This window comes from Janthinobacterium sp. NFX145 (assembly GCF_049810325.1).
GTDB lineage: Bacteria > Pseudomonadota > Gammaproteobacteria > Burkholderiales > Burkholderiaceae_D > Janthinobacterium > Janthinobacterium rivuli.
The window spans coordinates 6,179,049-6,203,254 of sequence record NZ_CP187360.1 but is presented as its reverse complement, the minus strand read 5'-3'; the positions used below and the strand labels follow the sequence as shown (position 1 = coordinate 6,203,254).

Genomic DNA, 24,206 nt, shown 5'->3' with positions numbered 1-24,206 from the left:
CATAGTATCCCTCGTCGATAATTCAAACCAGACCGGAGATCCATATGCTGCAGTTGAAAGATCCTACCTTGTTGCGTCACCAGGCTTACGTGAATGGAGCCTGGGTCGATGCCGATGGTGGCCAGACGATTAATGTGAGCAATCCCGCCACGGGCGAGCATATCGGCACGGTGCCCCTGATGGGCGCCGCCGAGACGCGCCGCGCCATCGAAGCGGCCAATGCCGCCTGGCCCGCCTGGCGCAAGAAGACGGCCAAGGAACGCGCCGCCGTGCTGCGCCGCTGGCATGACCTGATCCTGGAAAACGCCGATGACCTGGCGCTGATCATGACCACCGAGCAGGGCAAGCCCCTGCCGGAAGCGAAGGGCGAAGTGCAGTTCGGCGCCTCGTTCATCGAGTGGTTTGCGGAAGAAGGCAAGCGCGTCGCGGGCGAGACCCTGCAATCGCCTTGGCCGGACCGCCGTCTGGTCGTCACCAAGGAGCCGATCGGCGTGTGCGCCGCCATCACGCCATGGAACTTCCCCGCCGCCATGATCACGCGCAAGGTCGGCCCGGCCCTGGCCGCCGGCTGCCCGATGGTCCTGAAGCCGGCGGAAGCAACGCCGTTTTCCGCGCTGGCGCTGGCCGTGCTGGCCGAGCGCGCGGGTGTGCCTGCGGGCGTGTTCAGCATCGTTACGGGTGCGCCGAAAGACATCGGCGGCGAAATGACGTCGAACCCCATCGTGCGCAAGCTGACGTTTACGGGCTCGACCCAGGTGGGGCGCTTGCTGGCGGAACAGTGCGCGCCGACGATCAAGAAACTGTCGCTGGAACTGGGCGGCAATGCGCCGTTCATCGTCTTCGACGACGCCGACCTGGATGCGGCGGTGGAAGGCGCCATCGCCTCGAAATACCGCAACGCGGGCCAGACGTGCGTGTGCGCCAACCGGCTGTACGTGCAGGACAGCGTGTATGACGCGTTTGCCGACAAGCTGGTGGCGGCAGTGGCCAAGCTGAAAGTGGGCAATGGCATCGAAGCGGGCGTCACGCAAGGCCCGCTGATCGACGCCAAGGCTGTCGCCAAGGTGGAAGAACACGTGGCCGACGCGCTGGGCAAGGGCGGGCGCCTGCTGGCCGGCGGCAAGCGCCATGCGCTGGGCAATGGCTTCTTCGAGCCGACCATCATCGCCGACGTGACGAACGACATGCGCGTGGCCACCGAGGAAACCTTCGGCCCGCTGGCACCGCTGTTCCGTTTCAAGACGGACGACGAAGTGATCGCCCTGGCCAACAACACGGAATTCGGCCTGGCCGCCTACTTCTATTCGCGCGACATCGGCCGCATCTGGCGCGTGGCCGAAGGCCTGGAAACGGGCATGGTCGGCGTCAACACGGGCCTGATCTCGAACGAGATCGCCCCCTTCGGCGGCGTCAAGCAATCGGGCCTGGGCCGTGAAGGGTCGACCTACGGTATCGAAGATTACCTGGTCATCAAATACATCTGCATGGGCGGTATCTAGGATTCTTGATTAAATCTACTGCGCGGCGCGCTTTCCGGCCTGCGATGCTCGCTGTACTAAAGTACAGCTGCGCTTCTTAGCCAGAAATCGTTGCCGCTCGCTACGATTTTCTCAAGCATCCGTTACGTCTGTTATCGACGGCTGTTGCGAGCCGATCCTAACCTGTCCAGCATGCCCTTGACCGCTTCCATCTGCGTGCCGCTCTTGCGGTAGAAATCCGGGTCGATCGGATTGATGCTGGTGTAGCCCCAGAAATCCCAGCAGCCTTTCGGGTTGTATGGGTAGACGGGGCTCGGTTCGGCCTGCGGGTACAGCACGATGATCTTGTTGGCGTCCGCCACCTGGTTGTAGCCGGTGCTGGTATAGAAACGGTCGCCGATGGCCTGCGTCGTTTGCAGGCAGCCGTGGAACACCACGTGCACGCGGCAGCTCTCGCTGTCGCAGGCTTTCGGGATGTAGGCGTAGCCCGTATTGTTCATGCTGGAGTACGCATTCTGAATGAAGCTGCGCTGGTTGAAGGCGATCAGCTTGCCCGTCAGGGTGGTCGCCGACGGTTGCAAGTCCGGGTACAGGTGCTGCAGGATGTCGCGCGCCTGCGTGTAGTCGCAATCGTTGATGAAGGGCGACTCCGTCACGGCGCAAGGCTTGTCGGTGTTGCTGTCGGTCAGAATGGCGTGGCCCGCGCCCAGCGTGTCGACGAAGCGGATTTGCGCCGCCGGCGTGCCCGCCAGTTGATAGAATTTCCCTACCTGTTCCACCACCGGCCGTGTCACGGTCTGGTCTTTCGTTCCGCTGAACAGATACACGCGCTGGCGTTTCAGGTTGGCCGTGTCGTCGATGAGACGGGCGCGCGCAAAATCGTTCGCCGCGCGCAGCAATTCGCTGGCGACGGGCGGCGCCACCTGCGCGCTGCCGGGATTCATGCAGGTGGTCAGGGCATTCGTCAGGTAGGGGATGTAGGGGAAGCGGCCCGGCTGGCCCGAGCAAAAATACGGGCCGCCCGCGATGATGCCGGCGCCGGCGACGGTGGCCGAGTAGGCGACGGCAAACTGCGCCGCCATGAAGCCGCCCGAGGACAGGCCGGACACCGTGGTCTGGCTCAGGTCAGCCTGGTAGCCGGGCAGGGCGGGGGCGTCGCTGGTCGCGGCGGGCTTGACGGCTTTGGCCGTCGTGGCGGCGTGCGCGCTTGCTGGCGCCAGGATGAGCAGGCTGGCGGTCAGCACGGCGGTGGTTAGTGTGGTCAGGTGCGGGAAGGGCATGGCGACTCCACAAGGCAAGGAAAGGGACAGGAAGGCCGAGCATAGGTAAAAAAACTGTGCGTTGGGCAAGTACTGCACCGTCGTTGATGTCGCTCAAGCAATTGCCGTTGTTGTGCGTCTTGTACGCACGCGCGGCGTTTGACATAGAATGGTTTTTTTCCGTTCAACCATGGTGCCCTTCATGTCCAAGACCCTTGCCCAGCTGTTTGCACTGACCACCCTTGCCGCCGGCGCCAGCCTGGCCATGCCGGCCCATGCCGCCGACACCGCGCCAGCTGCCGCCGCGCCAGCGGCCTGTCCTGCCATTCTGAAACAGACCTTCAACCGTCTGCAGGACGAGGCGCCGCAAAACCTGTGCCAGTACGCGGGCAAGGTCGTGCTGGTGGTCAATACGGCCAGTTATTGCGGTTTTACCAATCAATACGAAGGGCTGGAAGCGCTGTACGCGAAGTACGGCAGCAAGGGCCTGGTGGTACTGGGCTTCCCATCGAACGATTTCGGCAAGCAGGAGCCCGGCAACAGCAAGGAAATCGCCGATTTCTGCTACAACACCTATGGCGTGAAGTTCCCCATGTTTTCGAAGTCCGTCGTCTCCGGCCCCGCGCCGAACCCGCTGTACGTGGACCTGATCAAGCAGACGGGCAAGACCCCGGCCTGGAATTTCCATAAATACCTGATCGACCGCCACGGCAAAGTGGTGGAAAGCTTCCCCAGCAAGGTGACGCCGGACGACAAGAAACTCGTTGGCGCGGTGGAAAAAGCGCTGGCGCTGTAAGTTGCCGACCTACAAGCAGGCTTGATCGCCTGCTTTTTTTTAATGCCGCGCTTGTCGTCTTGCCATCATTGTCCTAAGCTGGTTGTTCGCGTTTGTCACAACAAAGGAGAACATCATGGCGTATGTCGATGGATTTGTGGTGCCCGTACCGAAAGCCAAGCTCGATGCCTATCTGGCCATGTCGCGCAGTTGCGGCGCCGTCTGGCGAGAGTACGGCGCGCTGGAATTTCGCGAATGCGTGGGCGACGATGTCAAGCCGGGCAAGCTGACGTCGTTCCCGCAGGCGGTGGACTTGCAGGATGGCGAAGTAGTGGTGTTTTCCTGGATCGTGTATGCGTCGCGCGCCAAGCGCGATGAAATCAACGACAAGGTCATGAAAGACCCGCGCCTGGCCGAGATGATGGACCCGGCCAAGCTGCCGTTCGATGGCAAGCGCATGATTTACGGTGGTTACGAGATGCAGGTGGATATCAAATAACCAGCTTTGCGGGCATCGCCCCGCGCAGCGCATTGCATACGACGATCGCTTCGGCCCGCGCCAGCATGGCGCGCGTGATGATGGTTTCTTGCGCGTTCCAGGCGGGGTCGGCCAGCATGGCCGCGCGCTGCACGCCGGGCAGCAGGCCGCAGGACAGGGGCGGCGTGTGCCAGCGGCCGTCCAGCTTCACGAAGACATTGCTGCGCCCGCCCTCGGTCAGCTCGCCCCGTTCGTTAAAAAACAGCATGTCGAAGCCGCCTTGCGCCTCGGCCGCGCGCCAGGCCGCATCGTAGCGCGCACGCACGCTGCTCTTGTGGCGCAGGAAGAGGTCGCCGGCAGTCGTTGTGTCGGGTGCCAGCATGACGTTGACCGTGTCCGGCAAGGCGCTGAGGGTGCCGCTTTGCGTCGTCAACCGGCCATCCTGGCGCAGCGCCAGGCGCAGGCGAAAAGGGACATCGTCGGTCCGTGCCGCGCAGGCCGTCTGCAGCGCCGCGCGGGCAGCATCGGCATCCCAGGCAAAATTAAAATAGGCGCAGGAGGCGGCCAGGCGCGCCAGGTGGCGCTCCTGCTGGCGGCAGCCATGGTCCCGGCTGGCATGCAGGGTCTCGAACAGTTCGAAGTCGTTCGTGAGGCCCGTGAGGAAGCGGGCCTTGAGCTGGCATTCCGCAAATTCCTCGTGTGGGTCGCTGTCGAGGACGATACCGGCGCCCACGCCCATTTCGCCGCGCCGGATGCCGTCAGGGCTCGCCGGCTGCAAGGCCAGGGTACGGATCGGCACGGACAGGCAAAAGTCGCCCACGGCGTGGGCGGCGCCGGCGGCTGGCGGATCGAACCAGCCGATGGCGCCCGTGTAGATGCCGCGCGCGGCAGGTTCCAGTTCGGCGATGATTTCCATGGTGCGGCGTTTTGGCGCACCCGTGATCGAGCCGCATGGATACAGGGCCTGGAAGATGTCGGCCAGGCTGGCGTCGGCGCGCAGGCGCGCCTGCACGGTGGAGGTCATTTGCAGCACGCTGCTGTAGCGCGTCACCTCGAACAGGGCGGGCACCTTGACGGAACCCGTGACGGCGATGCGGCCGATGTCGTTGCGCAGCAGGTCGACGATCATCAGGTTTTCCGCGCGGTTTTTCGGATCATGGGCCAGGGCGCTGGCGCGGCGTGCGTTTTCTGGCACCTGTTCGGCTGGGGCGGCCGGCGCCGTGCCTTTCATGGGGCGCGCCATCAATTCGCCCTGCGCATGGCGCACGAACAGCTCCGGCGACAGCGACAGCAGGGCGCCGCCATCGGGCAGCATCACCAGCGCGCCGTAGGGCACGGGCTGGCGCGCGCGCAGCCGCGCATACAGGGCCAGGGGCGAGCCGAAGGCGTCGAAGCGCAAGCGATACGTGTAGTTGACCTGATAGGTGTCGCCGGCCACGATGTAGTCGTGGATGCGGTGCAGTGCCTGCGTGAATTCGGCCTGATCCACGTTCGCGCGGATATCGGCCACGCCGGCCGGCGCGGCGTCCGCGCTGACGCGCGCGTCCAGCCACTGCGCCACCTCGTCCTGCGACAGCTGGGTGCAATGGTCAAAGACGAGCACTTGCGCCAGCGGCGGCGCGTTGATGCCTGCCGCGCGCGGCGGCATGGCCAGCAAATGCGCGCCCAGCTCGTAGCTGCACACGCTGACGGCGTACTGGCCGCGTTGTAAAGCCTCTTGCAGCCCTGCGAGCAGGTCCGGCCACCGTTGCCCCTCGGTGCACTGCAAGACCGCCGCCAGGCCCGTGTACAGGCGCGAACCGGCGCCCGGGGTGCTGGCGTCGTCGAGCAGGGCGAAACAGTCGGTGTGCATGGGACAGCCGCGGCGGTGACTTACCCCAGCAGCATGGCGATTTGCAGCGCCGCTTCCTGGGATGGATTGATCTTGAAGCCGCTCTTGGCGTAGCGGTGCCAGCGTCCGATGACGAAGCCGACGATCAGGGTGGCGCGTGCCGCCACTTCGCTTTCCTTGCCATGGCCTTCGGCGGCGGCCACGCGCAAGGCCTGCTTGAGCGCCAGTTCCACGCGGTCGTAGAACTGGTTCATGCGCACTTGCAGGCGCTCGTCCTCATTGACCAGCGCATCGCCGATCAATACGCGCGTCATGCCCGGATTGCTGATGGCGAAATTGAGCAGCATGCCGATGATGTCGCGCGTCTGCGTCATGCCGTCGCTGTGCTTTTCCGCGATCTGGTTGATCAGGCCGAAGACGCTCGACTCGATGAATTCGATCAGCCCTTCGAACATTTGCGCCTTGCTGGCGAAATGGCGGTACAGGGCCGCTTCCGACACGGTCAGTCTGGCCGCCAGTGCGGCGGTGGTGATCTTTTCGCCTTTCGGCTGCTCCAGCATTGCGGCGAGGGCCTGAAGAATTTGTAGCCTGCGTTGGCCCGGCGGTGTGCTTGCCATATTTTCTCTTGTCGTTAAAAAAAATGCTGCCTTGATGGGGATATCCGTCACCGCCGCTAGCGGTGCGGCTTCCGGCGTCAACCGTAAGCCCAGGAGTCCCCTTCAACGCAGACGGTGAAGGCGGCGTGCCAAATGCCGGACAGATTTTACTTTGACATCGACGTAAGCGGGGCGATTTAACGCCTTGGGCAGCTTCGCCACGCCGATCGGATCGGCCATTTTCAGGTATTGCGTGACCCAGGCCGTGCGCAGGCCCAGTTTTTTCGCACCCTTCAGGTTGGCCAGGGTGTCTTCCACCAGGATGCAGCGGCCAGGGCGGATGTGGTGCTTGCGCATCAGTTTGCGCAGCATCAGGGTCGATGGCTTGGGCCGCAGCTGGCGGTGCACATGCATCGCTTCGATGGCGACGTGGTGTGAAAAATGCTGGCGCAAGCCCAGGTGGCGCATCACGTCGCTCGAATAGCGCAGCGGCGCGTTGGTGAGTAAAATTTTACGGCCAGGCAGGCGTTTGAGTAAAGCCCCCAGCCCCCGCTCGGCGCGTATCATCGCGCGCAAATCGTCGAACGCATGCGTCTCGTGCAAAAAATGCGCGGCCTGCACCTGGTGATGCTTGACCATGCCCAGCAAGGTGGCGCCATAGCGGCGCCAGTAGGCCGCGCGCGCCGCATTGACGATGGCGTCATCGGCCGGCGTGACGCCATCGCCCAGCACGCGGGCAATATACGTGTTCATATTGGCCGTGATGGTGGGGAAGATGGCGTGCGAGGCATTGTGCAGCGTGTTGTCGAGGTCAAACAGCCAGACCGGCGACGAGCGGTTAAGATGGGGCACAGGCACAGGAGTCTTTAGGCAAGATGATAAGCAGGATGAAAAATTCAACAATCAGGAAAACCATGCGACGCCAGATTATAGTGATGTTTTGCGGATTATTCTTGCTGCCCTTGCAGGCGGTCCGCGCCGAAGCGCCGCCCGTGGCGCAAAACCGGGGTGCCCTGTTCAAGGTGCAGGATGCCAGCCACACCCTGTATTTGTTCGGCACCATCCACGTCGGCGCCGCCGATTTTTACCCGCTCGAGCCGACCGTGACGCAGGCGCTGGAAGGCGCCGGCGCGCTGGCGCTGGAGATCGATCCTGGCGCCGATCCGCATAGCGCCATTCGCGCCGTGCTGAAATATGGCATGGAGGCGCCGGGCAGCAAGGTGCCGCCTGATTGCCGCCAGACCCTGGCGCCGCGTCTGGCGCCGCTGTTGCAAAAATACGGCATTCCTGCCGAATCGGTGGCGCCGATGAAGCCGTGGATGCTGGCCAGCATGCTGGCCATCGGCGAATTTTCCACGCTTGGCTACCGCTCCGACCTGGCCGTCGACAATTATCTGTCGCAGCAAGCCAAGGCGCGCAAGATCCCCGTGCTGGAACTCGAATCGATGGAAGGCCAGATGGCGCTGTTCGGCGCGATGTCGCCGCTGGATCAATGCCGCTTCCTGGAAGACGGCGTGGCGTCGATCGAAGACCAGGAACAAAGCCAGGAAGCGCGCGACATCGCCAACGCATGGCGCAACGCCGACGCGGCCGCCTTCGACAAGCTGGCAGCCAAGGCGGCGCAAGACCCGTCGTTCGCCGCGCAGTTCGTGCAAAAGGTGTTGTTAGATGGCCGCAATCCGGCCCTGGCCGACGGCATCGCGAAACTGCTGGCGCGCGAAAAGCACAGCCTGGCCGCCATCGGCGTGCTGCATCTGGTCGGAACGAAAAGCGTGCCGGAGTTATTGCGTCAGAAGGGCTTGAAGGTCGAGCGGGTGTATTGAAACGTGGAGTAGATGCGGGCTACAGATAGCAAAGCAGATGGAAAAGTGTTCAGGGCAAGGCGGACTGACGAAGACAGTACGAATGTACGGCGAGGAAGGACAACGCCGCCATGGACATTTTTTCAGCTGCGGGGAGATATAGTTGGTGCCCTTGACGTGGATCGAACACGTGGCCTCTCCCTTACCAAGGGAGTGCTCTACCACTGAGCTACAAGGGCAAATTAAAAGCGGCGCCAGGTGATCTGCGCCGCCAAACTACTCGCTGTGATGCATTGCGATTTTTTTAGTGCGAACGGATCATAGTACCAAAAGCCTGCTCGGTCAACACTTCCAGCAATAATGAGTGTTCGATGCGGCCATCGATGATGTGCACCGTGTTTACGCCGGACTTGGCGGCGTCGAGCGCGGACGAGATCTTCGGCAGCATGCCGCCCGAGATCGTGCCATCGGCGAACATCTCGTCGATTTCACGCGCCGACAGGTCGGTCACCAGGTTGCCCTGCTTGTCCTGGACGCCAGCGATGTTGGTCATCATGATCAGCTTTTCCGCTTTCAGGATTTCCGCGATCTTGCCCGCCACGACATCGGCGTTGATGTTGTAGGCCTGGCCATCCTGGCCGAAACCGATCGGCGAGATGATGGGAATGAAGGCGTCGTCCTGCAGCGCCTTGACGACGGCCGGGTTGATCGCGTCGATCTCGCCCACAAAGCCGATGTCGAGGAATTCGCCCGGATGTTCGCGGTCCGGCATCTGCATCTTGCGCGCGCGGATCAAGCCGCCATCCTTGCCCGTCAGGCCCACGGCCTGGCCGCCGTAATGGTTGATCAGCATGACGATATCCTGCTGCACTTCGCCGCCCAGCACCCACTCCACCACTTCCATGGTTTCTTCATCGGTGATGCGCATGCCTTGCACGAAAGTGCCTTGCTTGCCGATTTTTTTCAGCGCGTTGTCGATCTGCGGTCCGCCGCCGTGCACCACGACCGGGTTCATGCCGACCAGCTTGAGCAGGATGACGTCGCGCGCGAAGCCGTGCTTCAGGCGTTCGTCCGTCATGGCGTTGCCACCGTACTTGATGACGATGGTCTTGCCGTGGAAATTGCGGATGTAGGGGAGGGCCTCGGCCAGAATCTGCGCCTTGATTTGCGGCGACACCGCCGTCAAGTCGTCATTCATGTCCAGGTTCAAGTTAGCTAGTTGATTCATGGCGAGTCCGGAAAATAGATTTGTGCGATTTTACAGGGAAGAAGAAAATCCTGGAGGCATTATAGGGCGATCTTGTTGTATTTTCCCTGATGATCCTATAGTCTGGCCCGATATGTCCCCCAGCCAGCCCTTTTACTGCCCGTTACATCTGCGTCGCCTCCCGGCGCAGCATGACACACACTTGCCAATTCACACACAGCCATGAGCCAGTGCAGCCTGTGCGGCGCCACTTTCCAGTGCGGCCAGCTTGACCCTGACGCCAAGGAGCCCTGCTGGTGCATCTCCCTGCCGCCGGCCGTTCCCGTGCCCGGCAGCGCCGCCATCGGCTGCTGGTGCCCCGCCTGCCTGCAAGCCCATATCGCCAGCTTGACGCGCCCGGCAGCAACGCCGGCCAAATAAGCGCATCGGTGCGCTTTTTCCTTTGCAAAAGACCTTGCATTTTGTAGGGGAATACGGTCAGACTTCGATTTTCAAGAATTTCTTATAGGAAAGTTATGCGCTTCAGGGATATCAGTATCGGCGTGCGCATCAATGCCGGTTATGCCATGTTGATCGTGCTGATGCTGGTCGTCATCGTCCTGTCCGGCAGCCGCATCTATGCCATCCGCGCCGAGACCGACGATATCCTGCAGCGCGACTGGGTCGCCGCCAAGGCCACCAGCAAGATCCACGGGCTGGCGCGCGAGGCGGCCACGCGCATCGGCAACCTGCCGAACCAGCACGAGCTGGCGCTGCGCCAGGCGAACCAGGCGCGCCTCGAAGCGATCAAGCAAGGCATCGATGAGCAGGTGCGCATCCTCGACGGCCTCGATGCACGGCCCGAGGAGCGGCGCCTGCTGGAACAGATGCACCTGGCACGCGCCGACTATTATGTGTCGCTCAAGGCGATGTTCGAACTGGTCGAGCGCGGCGAGGATGCCCTCGCCGAGCAGGCCATACAGACGCAGACCTTGCCGGTGCTGGAAAAAGTGCTGCTGTACGTGGGCCAGCTCGACGACCTGCAGCAGCAGCTGATCCGCGACAGCGCGGCCAGGATACGCAATGACATCGACACCTCGCTGCTGCTGATGGGCGGCATCGGCCTGGCGGCCCTGTTGACCGGCCTGGCATTTGCCTGGTCGGCGCGCTCGATCACGCGTCCGCTGGGCGAGGCGGTGGCGATCGCCACGCGCGTGGCCAATGGCGACCTCAGTTCCGTCATCGAAGTGACGTCGCGCGACGAGACGGGCGAATTGCTGCAGGCGCTCAAGGACATGAGCACCAGCCTCGCCGTCGAGCAGGACCTGCGCCACGCCGTCGAAGTGGCCGAGGATGCGACCAAGATGAAGTCGGACTTCCTGGCGAATATGTCGCATGAAATTCGCACGCCGATGAACGGCATCATCGGCATGACCCACCTGGCGCTGCAGACGGACCTCACGTCGACCCAGCGCAACTACCTGGAGAAGGTGGAATCGGCGTCGAAGAACCTGCTGGCCATCATCGACGACATCCTCGATTTCTCGAAGATCGAAGCGGGCAAGATGGCTTTTGAAAAAGTCGATTTCTTCCTCGAGGACGTGCTGGCGCAGATCGCCGACCTGTCCGTGATGCGGGCCCAGGACAAGGGGCTGGAACTGCTGTTCGACATCGCCCCCGATGTGCCGAATGCCTTGCAGGGCGACCCGCTGCGCCTGGGCCAGGTGCTGATCAACCTGACCAACAACGCCATCAAATTTACGGAGAAGGGCGAAATCGTCGTCACCATCCGCCTGCAGCAGCTGGAAGAGCATGCGGCCGTGCTGCGCGTGGACGTGCGCGACACGGGCATAGGCCTCACGCCGCCCCAGCGCAGCAAATTGTTCCAGGCCTTCACCCAGGCTGACACCTCGACCACGCGCCACCATGGCGGCACGGGCCTTGGGCTGACCATCAGCAAGCGCCTGGTGGAAATGATGGAAGGCGAGATCGACCTGGTCAGCGAAGCGGGCGTGGGCAGCACCTTTTTCTTCACGGCCCGCTTCGGCCTGGCTGCCGTGCCGCGCGATAATTTACTATTGCCACAGCAATTCCATGGCCTGCGCGTGCTGGTGGTCGACGACAACCCCAGTGCGCGTGAAATCTTCGTCAGCATGCTGACGGCGCTCGGTTTCGAGGCGCGCGCCGTGCTTGGCGGCGCGCTGGCCATCGGCGCCGTGGCGCAGGCGCGCGCCGAGGGACGCCCGTACGGGCTGGTGCTGATGGACTGGAAAATGCCGGGCATGAGCGGCCTCGATACCCTGGCCGGCATCCGCGCCGATGCCGCCGGCATCGATGCGACGCCGGCCTGCATCATGGTCACGGCCTTCCATCGCGAAGCGCTGCTGGAAGCGGCGCGCCAGCGCGACTTGCCGCTCGACGGCGTCTTGAACAAGCCGGTCAGCGCCTCGACTCTGCTCGACCAGATTGCGTTCGTGTTTGGCGGCGTGACGGGGCAGAGCCGCAAGACGCAGCGCCAGAGCAGCTACCGCGACGACGAGCGCGCCCTGCGCGGCGCCTGGCTGCTGCTGGTCGAGGATAATGAAGTGAACCAGGAGGTGGCGCAGCATATTCTCAACGACGCCGGCATCCGCGTCGACATCGCCAGCAATGGCGCCATCGCCCTGGCGAAGATCGAGGAAAACGCCTATGACGGTGTGCTGATGGATTGCCAGATGCCGGTGATGGATGGCTACCAGGCGACGCGCAAGCTGCGCCAGGACCCGCGTTATTCGAATTTGCCCGTGATCGCCATGACGGCCAATGCCATGGTGGGCGACAAGGAAAAATGCCTGGACGCCGGCATGAACGATTTCATCGCCAAGCCGATCGACGTGGCGCAGCTGTTCGGCACCCTGGCGCGCTGGATCGCGCCGGCCACGCCGCAGGAAGTTGCGGCGGTGGTGGCGCAGCCGGAAGCGGAGCTGCCCGTGATCGCCGGCCTGAAAATGGCGGAGGCCATGCGCCGCGTGGGCGGCAATGCCGCTTTGATGCGAAAATTGCTGGAGCGTTTTGTGGAAACCCAGTTCGACGCGATGCAGCGCATCGTTGCCGCCATCGAGAACAACCAGCTGGAAACGGCGATCCGCGAAGCGCATACCCTGAAGGGCCTGGCCGGCAATATCGGCGCCGGCGGCCTGGCCGACAGCGCCGCGCGGGTCGAGCACTTGCTCAGCCTGGGCTCGCACGACGGCTTGCCGCAGGCGCTGGCCGCCTGCACCCTGGCGCTCGACGAGCTGGTGCCGAAGATCGTGCTGGCGATGCAGTCGCGCGGCAATGCGGCCGAGGCGGGCGGCGCGGCGGTGGTGCATGTGGCGCCGGTGGACCGGGCGCAGCTGGAAGCGGGCTTGCGCGAGCTGTCGCAGCTGCTGCAGCAGGATGATGCGCAGGCCGTCAAGCACCTGGACGGCATCGGCCCCGTGCTGGTCGCGGCGGGGCAGGCGGAACACGCGCGCCAGTTGAAGCGCATGCTGGGACAATACGATTTCGAAGGTGCGCTGGCGCAGCTGGGCGAGGTGGCCGAGGCGCTGGAGCTGACACTGTGACAAGGATAACTATGCAGAGCGAAGGACGGGCATGAGAGCGCCGGCAAGCAAGCCAACCATCCTGGTGGTCGACGACACGCCAGACAATATCGATCTGCTGCGCGCGGTGCTGGAAGACGATTACCGCACCAAGATCGCCGTGAACGGCGAGCGGGCTCTGAAGATCGCCGCCGGCAGCGACCAGCCGGACCTGATCCTGCTCGACATCATGATGCCGGGCATGAGCGGCTACGATGTGTGCCGCGCGCTGAAGGCCGATCCCGCCACGGCCGGCATTCCCGTGATTTTCGTCACGGCCATGAGCGAAGTGGCGGACGAGCAGCTGGGCCTGGCCCTGGGCGCCGTCGATTACATCACCAAGCCGATTTCAGCGCCCATCGTGCTGGCGCGCATCAGGACGCAGCTGGCGATGAAGCAGATGCAGGATTTTTTGCGCGACCAGAATCACTACCTGGAAACGGAAGTGGAGCGCCGGGTGCAGGAAGTGGCGGCGCTGCAGGACGTCACGATTCACGCCATGGCCTCGCTGGCCGAGACGCGCGACAGCGAGACGGGCAACCATATCCGCCGCACCTCGCACTACCTGAAGGCGCTGGCCGAGAAGGTGCGCGGCTTGCCGCGCTTCCGCGATTTTTTGACGGACAAGAATATCGAACTGCTGTTCAAGACGGCGCCGCTGCACGACATCGGCAAGGTGGGCATCCCCGACCATATCCTGCTCAAGCCGGGGCGTTTCGAGCCGCATGAAATGGCCATCATGAAAACGCACACCACCTTGGGGCGCGACGCCATCCTGGCGGCCGAGCACGAGCTGGGGATCGAAGTCGATTTCCTCAAGTACGCGAAAGAGATCGCCTACAGCCACCACGAGAAATGGGATGGCAGCGGCTACCCGCAAGGCCTGGCCGGCGAAGCCATCCCGATTTCGGCGCGCCTGATGGCGCTGGCCGACGTGTACGACGCCCTGATCAGCCGGCGTATCTACAAGCAGGGCATGGACCATGCGCAGGCCGTGCGGATCATCGTCGAAGGACGCGGCTCGCATTTCGACGCCGAGATCGTCGACGCCTTTTTGCAGATCCAGGACCAGTTCATCGCCATCTCCCACCGCTATGCGGACGGCGTGTGCGAAATCGCCGACAAGCAGCGGCAGATCGCGCCCTACACCGAAAACCTCAGCTGACGGTCTTGAAGAAACGCAACATCTCGCGGCTGGCGTCCGGCCCTTTGCCGTCCGTATAACTGCCGTTATGGCTGCCGCCGGACCAGGCATGGCCGGCGCCGTGGATGACCCAGTGCTCGCCCAGCGGCGAGCCATCGGCCTGGCTGTGCGTGGTGCGCGTGTAGCGGTGGCCGTTCGGCACGCTGCCGTCGATGGACGCGGCCTTGGCCGCCTTGCCGCCCACCTGGCTGCGCACGCCCTGGGCGATCAGTTCATCGCCATTGCGTGGATTGACGGTGGTGTCGCGGTCGCCGTGGAAGACGATGATGGGCACGCCGCCGGCCGGCGCCTTGCGCTGGGCATTGGGCATGGCGCCGCCCTTCATGGCGGCCAGCGCCGACGGCAAGTCCTGCGCCGAAGCGAAGGGCAGGCCCGAATGCACGCCGACGGCGGCAAACAGATCCGGGTACAAGGTGCCGACGATGACGGCCATGGCGCCGCCCGCCGACAGGCCGGCGACGAACACTTCGCGTTCATTCACAGGATATTCGTCGATCACTTGCCGGGCGATGCCGGCGATCAGCGACGGTTCGCCCTGGTCGCGCTGCTGGTCGATGGCGTTGAACCAGTTCCAGCAGCGCGAACTGTTGGCGCCCTGCGTTTGCGCCGGGTAGACGACAAAGCATTCCTTTTCTTCGGCCAGCGCATTCATTTGCGTGCCGGCGGCGAAATCGTCGGGATTTTGCGTACAGCCGTGCAGCATGACGATCAGCGGCATGGCCTGGCCGTGGTAGCTGCTGGGGATATACAGCTTGTAGGAGCGCGTGCCCGCATGGTTGCGGTACACGCCGTCGATGAATTGGGCTCCGGCCGGCACATCGACCGGCGTGGCGGCCGGCGCGTTGAAACCGGGCGGATGGAAATTCGGCAGCTCGAAGCTGGGCATGTCGAAGCTGTGCTGGCCCAGGCCGGCCGGCACGCCCAGGCGCGCCATGAAATCCTGCGCAAAGTCCTGCGCCGCCTGCGCGGGCGTGGGTGGTACGGCGTCAGCTTGCGGCGGCTCGGATCGGGCCTGCGCCGGTGCCGGCGGAGGATTGATATCACGCATGGGCGGTGCTTGCGTGGCTGCCGCCTGCGGCGCCAGACCGGCAGCGGACAGCGCCTGCTGGATTGCTTCGGTGGCGGCGGCGGGACCGCTGCCCATCAGATTACGGGTTGCGGCGCGCATCTGCGCCAGCATGTTGACAGGTAGTTTCATGACCATCCTTAACGGTGCCGCGCATCGGCCGGGTCATCGCCGCGAACCAATACGCTAGTGAATTCGCCCTGCTAGCGCCGTCTTGACGACGGTGCTGGCGTGCAGGGCACCTAATACGAAAATCGACTCGATGGTGGCCAGTGCCAGTTCCACGGAGACATCGCTGGCGATACTGGCCAGTCCCAGCACCTGTATCTGCAGGCGCTGGCCGGCTGCCTGGATCGCCTCCAGGTCGGCGCGCGAATAATGCTGCATGCCCAATACCAGGCTTTTACGTGCGACGGTTTGTTTCACCACGTCGGCGTGGGTACCCAGCTGGTTGCGTATGGCCGTACGGATCAGATCCGTACGGTTGGAATAAAATCCCTCCTGGACCAGCAAATCGATCTGCCCCAGGTCGATCAAGCCGAGGTTGATCGTGATTTTCTCGGATTCCCCAATTTTGGGCTTGCTGTCTTGCTTGGCCATATCTCTCCAAAAACTCCACGTGGCATCCATTTGCCATCTGTATGGATGGTAGTATAGTTGTGTAATATCTCAAGTCAAGCAGGATTTGGCCGGATCGTGTTGTAGGACGGGCACCCGCAGAGTGAGAATGCAGCGCAAAATAAATTTCCCGAAGATGCTTTTTTAATCATTTTTGCCATAGAAAATATATTCACAGAAACATTGCATGGCGATGCAGCCGACTCGCCGGCGCCGTTTCGCGGCATAATGAAAGCCTACACGTTTACCGATGCCGCTCCATGATGGTCGCTCCCCCACCTCCGCCAGCCGTTCCGCTCCCCTCGCCGGTGCCGTCGCCCTGCGTCAGCCTGTGCAAGATGAACCGCAACAGCGGCTTGTGCGAAGGCTGTTTGCGCACGCTCGACGAAATCATCGCCTGGAGCAAGGCCGACGACGACTTCAAGCGCGCCGTGTTGGCCGAATTGCCAGGACGAGAATCCCTGCTCGACTTCGAGCCCGACTACTGAGGAAGCCCATGCCGCGATCGCCAGCGCTGTTCCCCGATGCCATGCAGGTGTTCGAACGCGGCTGGCTGTCGTCGAATAACATCCTGTTCCAGGGGCGGGACGACACGGCGCTGATCGACAGCGGCTATGTCACGCATGCGCCGCAAACCCTGGCCCTGCTGCGCCACAGTCTGGCCGGCCGTCCCCTGGACCGCCTGTTCAACACCCATCTGCATTCCGACCATTGCGGCGGCAACGCGCTGCTGCAAGAGGAGTACGGCTGCCATACGGCCATTCCCGTGTCGGAAGCGGACAAGGTGCGCGCCTGGGACGTCGACGCCCTGAGTTTCCAGGCCACGGGCCAGCAATGCCCGCGCTTCGGCTTTGACGCCACCGTCTCGCCCGGCGATACGTTGACCTTGGCCGGCATGGGCTGGCAAGCGCTGGGCGCGCCCGGCCACGATCCGCACTCGCTGATTTTTTACTGCGCCGACGAGGGCATCCTGATCTCCGCCGACGCCCTGTGGGAAAACGGCTTTGGCGTGATTTTCCCGGAGCTCGATGGCGGCTCCGGTTTTGCTGAGGCGCGCGCCACCCTGGACCTGATCGCCGGCCTGGACGTGCGCGTGGTGATCCCCGGCCACGGACGGCCCTTCACGGATGCCGCCGGCGCCCTGCAGCGTGCCTGGTCTCGCCTCGATTACCTGGCGTCCGACCCCGTGCGCAATGCGCAGAACGCTGTAAAAGTGCTGCTGAAATTCCTGCTGCTGGAACGCCAGCGCATCGCCCTCGCCGCCATACCGGCCCTGCTGCGCGGCATGCCCATCTTCGAAGAGGCCAACCGGCGCTTCCTGCGCCAGGAAGCGGCCGCGCTGGCCGAGTGGGCTGTGTCGCAACTGGTGAGGGCTGCAGCGGCACACGTCGAGGGTGAGTACTTGCTCAACGAAGGCTGAAACGGTCAGGCGATAAATTCAGCACGATCGTACTTTTTCTGCACTATAATCAACCTTCAGTGTGTCTTTCACGTCCGATCAACTTTCCAGCGAGTCCGCCATGGCATTGCCTGTTGCGTTGCAAAACCTCTCCTTACCCGTTATCGCCTCGCCGATGTTCATCGCCAGCGGCCCGGCCCTCGTCGCGGCGCAGTGCAAGGCCGGCATCGTCGGTTCCTTCCCGGCCTTAAATGCGCGTCCCGCCGAATTGCTCGATACGTGGCTCACGGAGCTGCAGGCCGAGCTGGCCGCCTTCCAGGCCGCCAATCCCGATAAAAAAGTCGGGCCGATCGCCGTCAACCAGATCGTGCACCAGTCGAACGACCGCCTCGCGCATGACGTGGAGGTGTGCGTGAAACACCAGATCCCCATCATCATTTCCTCGCTGCGCGCGCCACCCAAGGAAATGCTCGACGCCATCCACAGCTATGGCGGCATCGTGCTGCATGACGTGATCTCGATCCGTCACGCGAAAAAGGCGCTGGAAGCCGGTGTCGATGGCTTGATCCTGGTGGCCAGCGGCGCCGGCGGCCACGCGGGCACCCTGTCGCCGTTCGCGCTGGTGGGTGAAGTGCGCAAATTTTTCGACGGTCCGCTGGCGCTGTCCGGCTCCATCGCCACGGGCGACGCCGTACTGGCCGCGCAAGCGATGGGTGCCGACTTCGCCTACATCGGCTCGCGTTGGCTGGCAACTAAGGAATCGAACGTCAGCGACGGCTACCGCGACGCCATCGTCGATTCCAGCGCGGCCGACATCGTCTACACCAACCTGTTTACGGGCGTGCACGGTAACTACCTGAAAAAATCGATCGAAGCGGCCGGACTCGATCCGGAAGCCTTGCCCGAAGCGGACAAGAGCGCGATGAATTTCGGCTCGGGCAGCGCCAAGGCCTGGCGCGACATCTGGGGCGCGGGCCAGGGCGTGGGCTTGATGGACGACGTGCCGAGCGTGGAAGAGATGGTGGCGCGCCTGAAAGCCGAATACGATGCGGCGCGCGCGCGGTTGAAGCTGTAATCGTTGTTGCGATGGTGGTGGTGGTGTCGGATTACGCTGCGCTAATCCGACCTACGACCATGGATTTGGTAGGTCGGATTAGGCCAAAGGCCGTAATCCGACAACACCACAATCACTCCTGCTTCAAATCCTCAGGCTTGATGGCCCACAGCCCTGGCAGGTTGCGCCAGTAGCCATACGCATCCATGCCGAAGCCGACGACGAAGCGGTTCGGGATCACCAGGCCGACGATGTCGGCTTGCACCGGCTTTTTCTTGCCGATGGCCTTGTCGGCGAACACGGCCAGGATCACTTCCGAGGCGCCCATGTCCAGCAAGCGCTGCTTGACGTGCGCCAGGGTTTCGCCTTCGTCGAGAATATCGTCGAGCACGATCACGGTGCGGCCCGCTACATTCGAGCGGGGGATGACTTTCCACACCACTTCGCCACCCTTGTCGTCGTCGCCGTAGCGGCTCACGTGGATGTAGTCGAACTCGAGCGGGAAGCTCAGCTGCGGCAGCAGGTTGCCCGTAAATACGACGGCGCCGCCCATCACGCCCAGCACCAGCGGGAACTCTTTCGAGTCCTCGGCGTTGAAGCGCGTGTTGAGCACATCGGCCATGCGCGTGATCGACGCTTGCACGGCGTCTTGGTCGAACAGCAGTTCCGCGTTCTTGATCAGGTCACGGGCACGATTGTGATGAAATTCTTGCATGGACTCTTGCATGGCGATGAATGGGGCTGATGATGAATGCGGGTATTATCCCGCAAATCGGCCTTATTTGTAATCGCGCATGTCGTCGATTATTTTTCCGTCCTGCGCCAGGCTGCCCACGGCCACCAGCAGCACGTCGCCACGCAGCTTGGTCAGTTCGCGGATCGAGCCGATGATGGCTTCCACGCTGCTGGCGTCCGTCGGATCGTCGACTTCGCAATGCAAAGCCATCTCGTCGTTGGCCATGCGCCCCGACACCACCAGCCGCGCCTTTTTGATCTGCGGGTGGCGGCGCGCGATTTCATGCACCTGCGACGGATGCACGAACATGGCGCGCACCTTGGTGGTTTGATCGGCGCGCCCCATCCAGCCTTTGATGCGCGTATTCGTGCGCCCGCATGGCGAATCCGGCGCGTCTATCAACACGGCGGACAGATCGCCCGTGGCGAAGCGGATCAGCGGGTAGTCGGCATTGAAGACGGTGACGACGACTTCGCCCACCTCGCCCGGCGCGACGGGAATGCCGCTGCCCGGATGGACGATCTCCAGCAGCAAGTTTTCATCGACGACCATGCCCGGATTGAGCTTGCCATTGCTGGCCGTTTCATAGGCGATGCTGCCGATATCGGCCGAGGCATAGGTCTGGAACACGTGCGGCACACCGTTTTCGGCAAACCAGCTGCGCAGGGATTCGGGCAAGGCTTCCGCGCCCATCACGGCCTTGGTGACGCTGCTGATGTCGGCGCCCATTTCGCGCGCCTTCTCGATGATCAGTTTTAAAAATGACGGCGTGCCGATATACGTGTCGGGCTTCAGGTCGGCCATCGCCTGTACCTGCATTTCCGTCTGGCCGATGCCGGCCGGGATGACGGTGCAGCCGATGCGCGCGGCGCCGCCTTCGACCATGAAGGCGGCCGGCGTGAAGTGATACGAAAAGCAGTTCTGCAGCAAGCCGCCGGCGCGCACGCCGGCCGCATACATGGGGCGCGCGAAGCGCCACCAGTCGGGGCCGCGGCCTTCCGGATCGAAGATGGGGCCGGGCGAGACGAACACGCGCGACAGGGCGTTCTTCGGCGTCGTGTTCAAGCCGCCGAACGGCAGCGCGTCGTGCTGCAATTGCTTGAGGTCGGACTTGCGCGTGACGGGCAGCTGCGCCAGCGCGGCGCGGCTGGTGATGCTGGCCGCGTCGACGCCGTCGAGGATGCGGGCCCAGCCCGGCGCCTGTTGCGCGCGCGCGATCAGCTGCGGCAGGCCGGCCATCAATTCGCGTTCGCGCGCTTCGGGGGCGCGTGCTTCCAGACTGTCGAGCGTATCGGTCATGTTGCTGATTCTCCAATGTCACGTTGCATTTTTTTCGTCAGCCCCGCCACAATCAGGCTGTATGAGCGGTGCAGCAGGGCGGCCATTTCGTCGTCGTCGAGGGCGTCGGGACTGGCGACCAGCACCCACTTGGCCCGCGCCAGGTAGGGCGCCGGGCGAAAGCCGGGACGGTCCGTCAATTCCAGGAAGCGTTCCGCATCAACCTTGAAGCTCATGCCGCGCGTGCTGTGCGCTTCCGCGCCGCACAGGGCGAACAGCCGGCCACCGACGCAAAACGCCAGCACGTTGCTCCATTTGATGTCTTCTGTCGCGCCGGGAAAGCCGCGGCACACTTGCTTCGCCCGTTCCAGGTCCATGATGTGCTTTCTGCGTCAGGCCAGCCAGCGCTTGCGGCGGCGGTAGAACTTCATGTCGCGAAAGCTCTTGCGCCCGGCGCTGGAGACGCCCAGGTAAAACTCTTTGACGTCTTCGTTGCTGGCCAGTTCCTGCGCTTGCCCTTCCATCACGACTCTGCCGTTTTCCAGGATGTAGCCGAAGTCGGCGTAGCGCAGGGCCACATTGGTGTTCTGCTCGGCCAGCAGGAAAGAGACGTTTTCCTTGTGGTTCAAATCCTTGACGATGCCGAAGATCTCTTCGACGATCTGCGGCGCGATGCCCATCGACGGTTCGTCCAGTAAAATCATCGACGGCTTGGCCATCAGCGCACGGCCGATGGCGCACATCTGCTGCTCGCCGCCCGAGGTGTAGCCGGCCTGGCTGCTGCGCCGCGTTTTCAGACGCGGAAAATAGTGATACACCTTGTCCAGCGCGTCTTTCAGTTCGCCGCGCGACAGGCTGCGCGTGTAGGCGCCCGTCAAGAGGTTTTCCTCGATCGTGAGGTGGCCGAAGCAGTGGCGCCCTTCCATCACTTGCGACAGGCCCCGCTTGACCAGTTCATTCGGCGTCAATTGATCCACGCGCTCGCCCTTGAACTGGACTTCGCCCTTGGTGACGTCGCCCCGTTCGCCGCGCAGCAGGGTCGAGATGGTTTTCAGGGTGGTCGACTTGCCGGCGCCGTTGGCGCCCAGCAGCGCCACGATCTTGCCCTGCGGGACTTGCAGCGACACGCCCTTCAGGACCAGGATCACGTGGTCGTAGATGACTTCGATATTGTTCACCGACAGGTAGGGCGGCGGTATTTCAGTGGCAGTATGGTTCATGGCTGCTTCGTTTTCATAGGTGGTGGTGCTTGTCGGATTACGGCCTGCGGCCTAATCCGACCTACGTCGTATCCAGGTAGGTCGGATTAGCGCAACGCGCGTAATCCGACACCACCCCGAAAGCCGCTTACTTCATGCACGCCGGCGTGATCTTTTTCTCTTCGGCGTACTTGCCCGACGATTCCTCGACCAGTTTGCGCACAAGGGCCTTGTCGCCGACGATCCATTTCGGCGTGATGGCGGTCCACTTCTTGCCATCCCACTGCTGCACTTTCACGGCGCCCGAGCCTTCATGGTCGTCGCAGCTGGTTTTCACGGTGGGGAACATGCCCAGCGCGCCGACGGCCTTCTGGCGCGCATCGTCGACGTTCAGGTTTTCCAGGCCCCAGCGCATCTGCTCGCCCGTGATCGGCTTGCCCTTGCCGAATTTTTCCTGCGCCGCGCGGATCGCTTCGACCCACAGGATGCCGGCCGTCACGCCGCGCATGTGGTAGACGGAGCCGATGCGCGACTGGTCGGACAGGTTGCCCTTGCCGGACGCGTAGAGTTTTTTGCGGATGTCGTCGAGCACAGGGTAGTTGCCCGGCGTATTGAAGGTCATCGCCGTGTAGCCCTTGGCCGCTTCGCCCGATGGAATCGTGTCTTCCTCGGAGCCGGCCCACCAGACGCCCAGCATTTTGTCGCGCGGGAAGCCGTTGCGCTGCGCCGTCTTGATGGCAACGGAATTCATCACGCCCCAGCCCCACAGGATTACGTGGTCCGGCTTGGCCTGGCGGATTTGCAGCCATTGCGATTGCTGTTCGCTGCCGGGCGGCGCGACGGGGATCTTGACCAGCTCGAAGCCGTACTGTTTCGACAGCGCTTCGAGCACGGGCAGCGGCTCCTTGCCGAAGGCCGAATCGTGGTACAGGTGGACGATCTTTTTGCCTTTCAGCTTGTCCATGCCTCCATCCTTGTCGCCCAGGTACTTGATCATGCCGGCGGCCTGGCTCCAGTAGCTGGAGATCAGCGGATACACATACGGGAAGACCTTGCCGTTGGCGGCGTCCGAGCGGCCGTAGCCGATCATCGTCATGGGAATCTTGTCTTGCGCCACGCGGTCGAGGATGCCGTAGGCGACGCCCGTGGACAGGGTTTCGACCAGGGTGGCGCCGCCCTGCTTGGTTTTCAGGCGTTCATAGCATTCGACGCCGCGCGACGGGTTGTATTCCGTTTCGCATTCTTCCCAGCTGATTTTCACGCCGTTGACGCCGCCGGCCTGGTTGACCAGGTTGAAGTAATCGATGATGCCGCCGTAGAAGCCGGAGCCGCCGGCCGCGTAAGGGCCCACGCGGTAGGACGGCAGGGCGATGTACTGTTCCTTGTCCTGCGCCTGCGCGCTGCCGGCCATGGTGAGTGCGGCACTGGCGATGGCGGTGGCCAGCATGAGCGATTTGATGTGTTTCATTGTGTGTCTCCTCTTGTTTTATTTGGTATTCAAGTGAACCGACATCGACTGCAAAAACTTAATGGGGGAAGGGCCAGAGTCTCAATTTCTCCTTGGCGATCTGCCACAGCCTGGCCAGGCCGTGCGGCTCGACGATCAGGAAGAAAATGATCAGTGCGCCGAACACCATCAGCTCCAGGTTCGAGGCCACGCTGGTGGGCAGCGACAGGCCGTGCGCGATGGTGTTCAGGAAGACGGGCAGCAGCACGATGAAGGCCGCGCCCAGGAAAGAACCTAAAATCGAACCGACGCCGCCGATGATGATCATGAACAGGATGCGGAAGGACAAGTCCAGGTTGTACGCTTCCGGTTCCACCGTGCCCAGGTAGGCGTAGGCATACAGTGCGCCGGCCACGCCGCAGTAGAACGAGCTGACGGCAAACGCCAGCAGCTTGGTGCGCATCAATCTGAAACCGATCACTTCGGCCGCCATGTCCATGTCGCGCACGGCCATCCACGAGCGGCCCACGTTCGAGCGGATCATGTTCTTGGCCAGCAGGGCCATGCCGGCAACGATGGCCAGCACCAGCAGGTATTTGCTTTGCGGCGTGTCGAACTGGTAGCCGAGGATGGTCATCTTCTGCACCGTGATCACGCCCGAGGAGCTGTAGTTGGTCAGATACGGAATCTTGGTCAGGCACCAGACGACAAAAAACTGCGTCGCCAGGGTGGAGGCGGCCAGGTAAAAGCCGCGGATGCGCAAGGAAGGCAGGCCGAAGGCGATGCCCACCATGGCCGCGCACAGGCCGCCGAGAATGAAGGAAACGAGCAGCGGCAAGCCAGGCAGGCGGGCCATGAAGTTATACGAGGCAAAGGCGCCCACGGCCATGAAGGCGGCCGTGCCCAGCGACAGTTGGCCCGCGTAACCGGTCAGGATGTTCAGGCCCAGCGCGGCCAGGGCGAAGATCAGGAAGGGGATCAGGATCGCCGACAGCATGTAGGGCGAGGCGACATACGGCAGGAGGAAGACGGCGACGAGCAGCGTGGCCGTCAGCGCCAGGCGGTCTTGCCGGATCGGGAAAATCTGGTTGTCAGCCTGGTAGCTGGTCTTGAATTGTCCTGCTTCACGGTAAATCATGGGGTGGTCCTTTGCTGGCTGTTGGGGTGTTTGTCGGATTACGCCTTCGGCTAATCCGAC

23 protein-coding genes and 1 tRNA gene are annotated in these 24,206 nt (G+C 63.0%); 10 read left to right on the top strand and 14 right to left on the bottom strand.

The window, feature by feature from the left end; all coding sequences use genetic code 11:
* Positions 1-44: 44 nt before the first annotated feature.
* On the top strand, positions 45-1,499 hold the full coding sequence (gabD, locus tag ACPJXG_RS27865; protein WP_425252924.1) for an NADP-dependent succinate-semialdehyde dehydrogenase: 1,455 nt from the start codon (positions 45-47) through the stop codon (positions 1,497-1,499).
* A gap of 131 nt (positions 1,500-1,630) precedes the next feature.
* On the opposite strand, the gene ACPJXG_RS27860 is transcribed toward gabD, so the two are convergent.
* Entirely contained in the window at positions 1,631-2,758 is a 1,128-nt protein-coding gene (locus tag ACPJXG_RS27860; protein ID WP_425252923.1) for a poly(3-hydroxybutyrate) depolymerase, read from the bottom strand.
* 181 nt (positions 2,759-2,939) lie between these two features.
* Here ACPJXG_RS27860 and ACPJXG_RS27855 point away from each other — a divergent pair, with 181 nt between their 5' ends.
* Both ACPJXG_RS27855 and ACPJXG_RS27850 read left to right on the top strand, forming a co-directional pair.
* Positions 2,940-3,533 carry a glutathione peroxidase gene (locus tag ACPJXG_RS27855; RefSeq protein WP_035828486.1) on the top strand — a complete coding sequence of 198 codons (594 nt, stop codon included), beginning with the start codon at positions 2,940-2,942 and terminating at the stop codon, positions 3,531-3,533.
* Positions 3,534-3,648: 115 nt separating this feature from the next.
* Positions 3,649-4,011: a DUF1428 domain-containing protein gene (locus ACPJXG_RS27850; protein WP_100875103.1), complete on the top strand. Its 363-nt coding sequence runs from the start codon at positions 3,649-3,651 to the stop codon at positions 4,009-4,011.
* Here the strand turns inward: ACPJXG_RS27850 and pabB are convergent.
* The 3 genes from pabB to ACPJXG_RS27835 form a co-directional block, all read right to left on the bottom strand.
* A complete protein-coding gene (pabB, locus tag ACPJXG_RS27845) occupies positions 4,004-5,842 on the bottom strand; it encodes an aminodeoxychorismate synthase component I (protein WP_425252922.1) in 1,839 nt (612 codons plus the stop codon). The genes ACPJXG_RS27850 and pabB overlap by 8 nt on opposite strands.
* Positions 5,843-5,862: 20 nt before the next feature.
* On the bottom strand, positions 5,863-6,438 hold the full coding sequence (slmA, locus tag ACPJXG_RS27840) for a nucleoid occlusion factor SlmA (protein ID WP_035823524.1): 576 nt from the start codon (positions 6,436-6,438) through the stop codon (positions 5,863-5,865).
* A 102-nt stretch (positions 6,439-6,540) separates the two neighbouring features.
* Positions 6,541-7,275 (bottom strand): pyrimidine 5'-nucleotidase, encoded by a 735-nt coding sequence (locus ACPJXG_RS27835; protein WP_099401129.1) that lies wholly within the window; start codon positions 7,273-7,275, stop codon positions 6,541-6,543.
* A 95-nt stretch (positions 7,276-7,370) separates the two neighbouring features.
* Here ACPJXG_RS27835 and ACPJXG_RS27830 point away from each other — a divergent pair, with 95 nt between their 5' ends.
* The gene (locus tag ACPJXG_RS27830; protein ID WP_425252921.1) at positions 7,371-8,240 is read left to right on the top strand and encodes a TraB/GumN family protein; all 870 of its coding nucleotides are present in this window, start codon (positions 7,371-7,373) and stop codon (positions 8,238-8,240) included.
* A 143-nt stretch (positions 8,241-8,383) separates the two neighbouring features.
* Here the strand turns inward: ACPJXG_RS27830 and ACPJXG_RS27825 are convergent.
* Positions 8,384-8,458 (bottom strand) — tRNA-Thr (locus tag ACPJXG_RS27825).
* Positions 8,459-8,523: 65 nt separating this feature from the next.
* The gene (argB, locus tag ACPJXG_RS27820; protein ID WP_010393729.1) at positions 8,524-9,417 is read right to left on the bottom strand and encodes an acetylglutamate kinase; all 894 of its coding nucleotides are present in this window, start codon (positions 9,415-9,417) and stop codon (positions 8,524-8,526) included.
* Between the two features lie 231 nt (positions 9,418-9,648).
* Here argB and ACPJXG_RS27815 point away from each other — a divergent pair, with 231 nt between their 5' ends.
* The 3 genes from ACPJXG_RS27815 (at position 9,649) to ACPJXG_RS27805 (ending at position 14,172) form a co-directional block, all read left to right on the top strand.
* Complete coding sequence (locus ACPJXG_RS27815) at positions 9,649-9,846, top strand: cysteine-rich CWC family protein (protein WP_035823529.1); 198 nt, start codon at positions 9,649-9,651, stop codon at positions 9,844-9,846.
* A gap of 95 nt (positions 9,847-9,941) precedes the next feature.
* Complete coding sequence (locus ACPJXG_RS27810; RefSeq protein WP_425252920.1) at positions 9,942-12,989, top strand: response regulator; 3,048 nt, start codon at positions 9,942-9,944, stop codon at positions 12,987-12,989.
* A gap of 31 nt (positions 12,990-13,020) precedes the next feature.
* A complete protein-coding gene (locus ACPJXG_RS27805; RefSeq protein ID WP_035823533.1) occupies positions 13,021-14,172 on the top strand; it encodes a response regulator in 1,152 nt (383 codons plus the stop codon).
* Here ACPJXG_RS27805 and ACPJXG_RS27800 read toward each other — a convergent pair.
* The gene (locus ACPJXG_RS27800) at positions 14,165-15,409 is read right to left on the bottom strand and encodes an alpha/beta hydrolase family esterase (protein ID WP_425252919.1); all 1,245 of its coding nucleotides are present in this window, start codon (positions 15,407-15,409) and stop codon (positions 14,165-14,167) included. The genes ACPJXG_RS27805 and ACPJXG_RS27800 overlap by 8 nt on opposite strands.
* 54 nt (positions 15,410-15,463) lie before the next feature.
* Complete coding sequence (locus ACPJXG_RS27795; RefSeq protein WP_034752801.1) at positions 15,464-15,877, bottom strand: CopG family transcriptional regulator; 414 nt, start codon at positions 15,875-15,877, stop codon at positions 15,464-15,466.
* Positions 15,878-16,155: 278 nt separating this feature from the next.
* Between ACPJXG_RS27795 and ACPJXG_RS27790 the strand changes: the two genes are divergently transcribed.
* From ACPJXG_RS27790 to ACPJXG_RS27780, 3 genes are all read left to right on the top strand, one after another.
* Entirely contained in the window at positions 16,156-16,383 is a 228-nt protein-coding gene (locus ACPJXG_RS27790) for a DUF1289 domain-containing protein (protein ID WP_081922648.1), read from the top strand.
* Between the two features lie 8 nt (positions 16,384-16,391).
* Positions 16,392-17,315 carry an MBL fold metallo-hydrolase gene (locus ACPJXG_RS27785; RefSeq protein ID WP_425252918.1) on the top strand — a complete coding sequence of 308 codons (924 nt, stop codon included), beginning with the start codon at positions 16,392-16,394 and terminating at the stop codon, positions 17,313-17,315.
* A 100-nt stretch (positions 17,316-17,415) separates the two neighbouring features.
* Entirely contained in the window at positions 17,416-18,369 is a 954-nt protein-coding gene (locus ACPJXG_RS27780) for an NAD(P)H-dependent flavin oxidoreductase (RefSeq protein ID WP_034752807.1), read from the top strand.
* A gap of 112 nt (positions 18,370-18,481) precedes the next feature.
* On the opposite strand, the gene ACPJXG_RS27775 is transcribed toward ACPJXG_RS27780, so the two are convergent.
* The 6 genes from ACPJXG_RS27775 to ACPJXG_RS27750 form a co-directional block, all read right to left on the bottom strand.
* Positions 18,482-19,063 carry a hypoxanthine-guanine phosphoribosyltransferase gene (locus tag ACPJXG_RS27775; RefSeq protein ID WP_099377742.1) on the bottom strand — a complete coding sequence of 194 codons (582 nt, stop codon included), beginning with the start codon at positions 19,061-19,063 and terminating at the stop codon, positions 18,482-18,484.
* A gap of 63 nt (positions 19,064-19,126) precedes the next feature.
* A complete protein-coding gene (locus ACPJXG_RS27770; RefSeq protein ID WP_425252917.1) occupies positions 19,127-20,383 on the bottom strand; it encodes a phenylacetate--CoA ligase family protein in 1,257 nt (418 codons plus the stop codon).
* Positions 20,380-20,739, bottom strand: coding sequence for an MmcQ/YjbR family DNA-binding protein (locus tag ACPJXG_RS27765; RefSeq protein WP_176387881.1), 360 nt, complete (start codon positions 20,737-20,739; stop codon positions 20,380-20,382). The genes ACPJXG_RS27770 and ACPJXG_RS27765 overlap by 4 nt, the downstream gene beginning before the upstream one ends.
* Before the next feature lie 15 nt (positions 20,740-20,754).
* A complete protein-coding gene (locus tag ACPJXG_RS27760; protein WP_051959260.1) occupies positions 20,755-21,582 on the bottom strand; it encodes an ABC transporter ATP-binding protein in 828 nt (275 codons plus the stop codon).
* A gap of 127 nt (positions 21,583-21,709) precedes the next feature.
* The gene (locus ACPJXG_RS27755; RefSeq protein ID WP_099401138.1) at positions 21,710-23,029 is read right to left on the bottom strand and encodes an ABC transporter substrate-binding protein; all 1,320 of its coding nucleotides are present in this window, start codon (positions 23,027-23,029) and stop codon (positions 21,710-21,712) included.
* Between the two features lie 58 nt (positions 23,030-23,087).
* A complete protein-coding gene (locus ACPJXG_RS27750) occupies positions 23,088-24,146 on the bottom strand; it encodes a branched-chain amino acid ABC transporter permease (protein WP_035823552.1) in 1,059 nt (352 codons plus the stop codon).
* Positions 24,147-24,206: the final 60 nt, after the last annotated feature.

Coding starts and splice junctions, on each gene's coding strand:
- ACPJXG_RS27780 (WP_034752807.1), top strand. CDS start 17,416: ATGGCATTGCCTGTTGCGTTGCAAAACCTCTCCTTACCCGTTATCGCC.
- pabB (WP_425252922.1), bottom strand. CDS start 5,842: ATGCACACCGACTGTTTCGCCCTGCTCGACGACGCCAGCACCCCGGGC.
- ACPJXG_RS27855 (WP_035828486.1), top strand. CDS start 2,940: ATGTCCAAGACCCTTGCCCAGCTGTTTGCACTGACCACCCTTGCCGCC.
- ACPJXG_RS27800 (WP_425252919.1), bottom strand. CDS start 15,409: ATGAAACTACCTGTCAACATGCTGGCGCAGATGCGCGCCGCAACCCGT.
- argB (WP_010393729.1), bottom strand. CDS start 9,417: ATGAATGACGACTTGACGGCGGTGTCGCCGCAAATCAAGGCGCAGATT.
- ACPJXG_RS27860 (WP_425252923.1), bottom strand. CDS start 2,758: ATGCCCTTCCCGCACCTGACCACACTAACCACCGCCGTGCTGACCGCC.
- slmA (WP_035823524.1), bottom strand. CDS start 6,438: ATGGCAAGCACACCGCCGGGCCAACGCAGGCTACAAATTCTTCAGGCC.
- ACPJXG_RS27775 (WP_099377742.1), bottom strand. CDS start 19,063: ATGCAAGAATTTCATCACAATCGTGCCCGTGACCTGATCAAGAACGCG.
- ACPJXG_RS27790 (WP_081922648.1), top strand. CDS start 16,156: ATGATGGTCGCTCCCCCACCTCCGCCAGCCGTTCCGCTCCCCTCGCCG.
- ACPJXG_RS27770 (WP_425252917.1), bottom strand. CDS start 20,383: ATGACCGATACGCTCGACAGTCTGGAAGCACGCGCCCCCGAAGCGCGC.
- ACPJXG_RS27815 (WP_035823529.1), top strand. CDS start 9,649: ATGAGCCAGTGCAGCCTGTGCGGCGCCACTTTCCAGTGCGGCCAGCTT.
- ACPJXG_RS27750 (WP_035823552.1), bottom strand. CDS start 24,146: ATGATTTACCGTGAAGCAGGACAATTCAAGACCAGCTACCAGGCTGAC.
- ACPJXG_RS27810 (WP_425252920.1), top strand. CDS start 9,942: ATGCGCTTCAGGGATATCAGTATCGGCGTGCGCATCAATGCCGGTTAT.
- ACPJXG_RS27785 (WP_425252918.1), top strand. CDS start 16,392: ATGCCGCGATCGCCAGCGCTGTTCCCCGATGCCATGCAGGTGTTCGAA.
- ACPJXG_RS27805 (WP_035823533.1), top strand. CDS start 13,021: ATGAGAGCGCCGGCAAGCAAGCCAACCATCCTGGTGGTCGACGACACG.
- gabD (WP_425252924.1), top strand. CDS start 45: ATGCTGCAGTTGAAAGATCCTACCTTGTTGCGTCACCAGGCTTACGTG.
- ACPJXG_RS27755 (WP_099401138.1), bottom strand. CDS start 23,029: ATGAAACACATCAAATCGCTCATGCTGGCCACCGCCATCGCCAGTGCC.
- ACPJXG_RS27795 (WP_034752801.1), bottom strand. CDS start 15,877: ATGGCCAAGCAAGACAGCAAGCCCAAAATTGGGGAATCCGAGAAAATC.
- ACPJXG_RS27765 (WP_176387881.1), bottom strand. CDS start 20,739: ATGGACCTGGAACGGGCGAAGCAAGTGTGCCGCGGCTTTCCCGGCGCG.
- ACPJXG_RS27850 (WP_100875103.1), top strand. CDS start 3,649: ATGGCGTATGTCGATGGATTTGTGGTGCCCGTACCGAAAGCCAAGCTC.
- ACPJXG_RS27760 (WP_051959260.1), bottom strand. CDS start 21,582: ATGAACCATACTGCCACTGAAATACCGCCGCCCTACCTGTCGGTGAAC.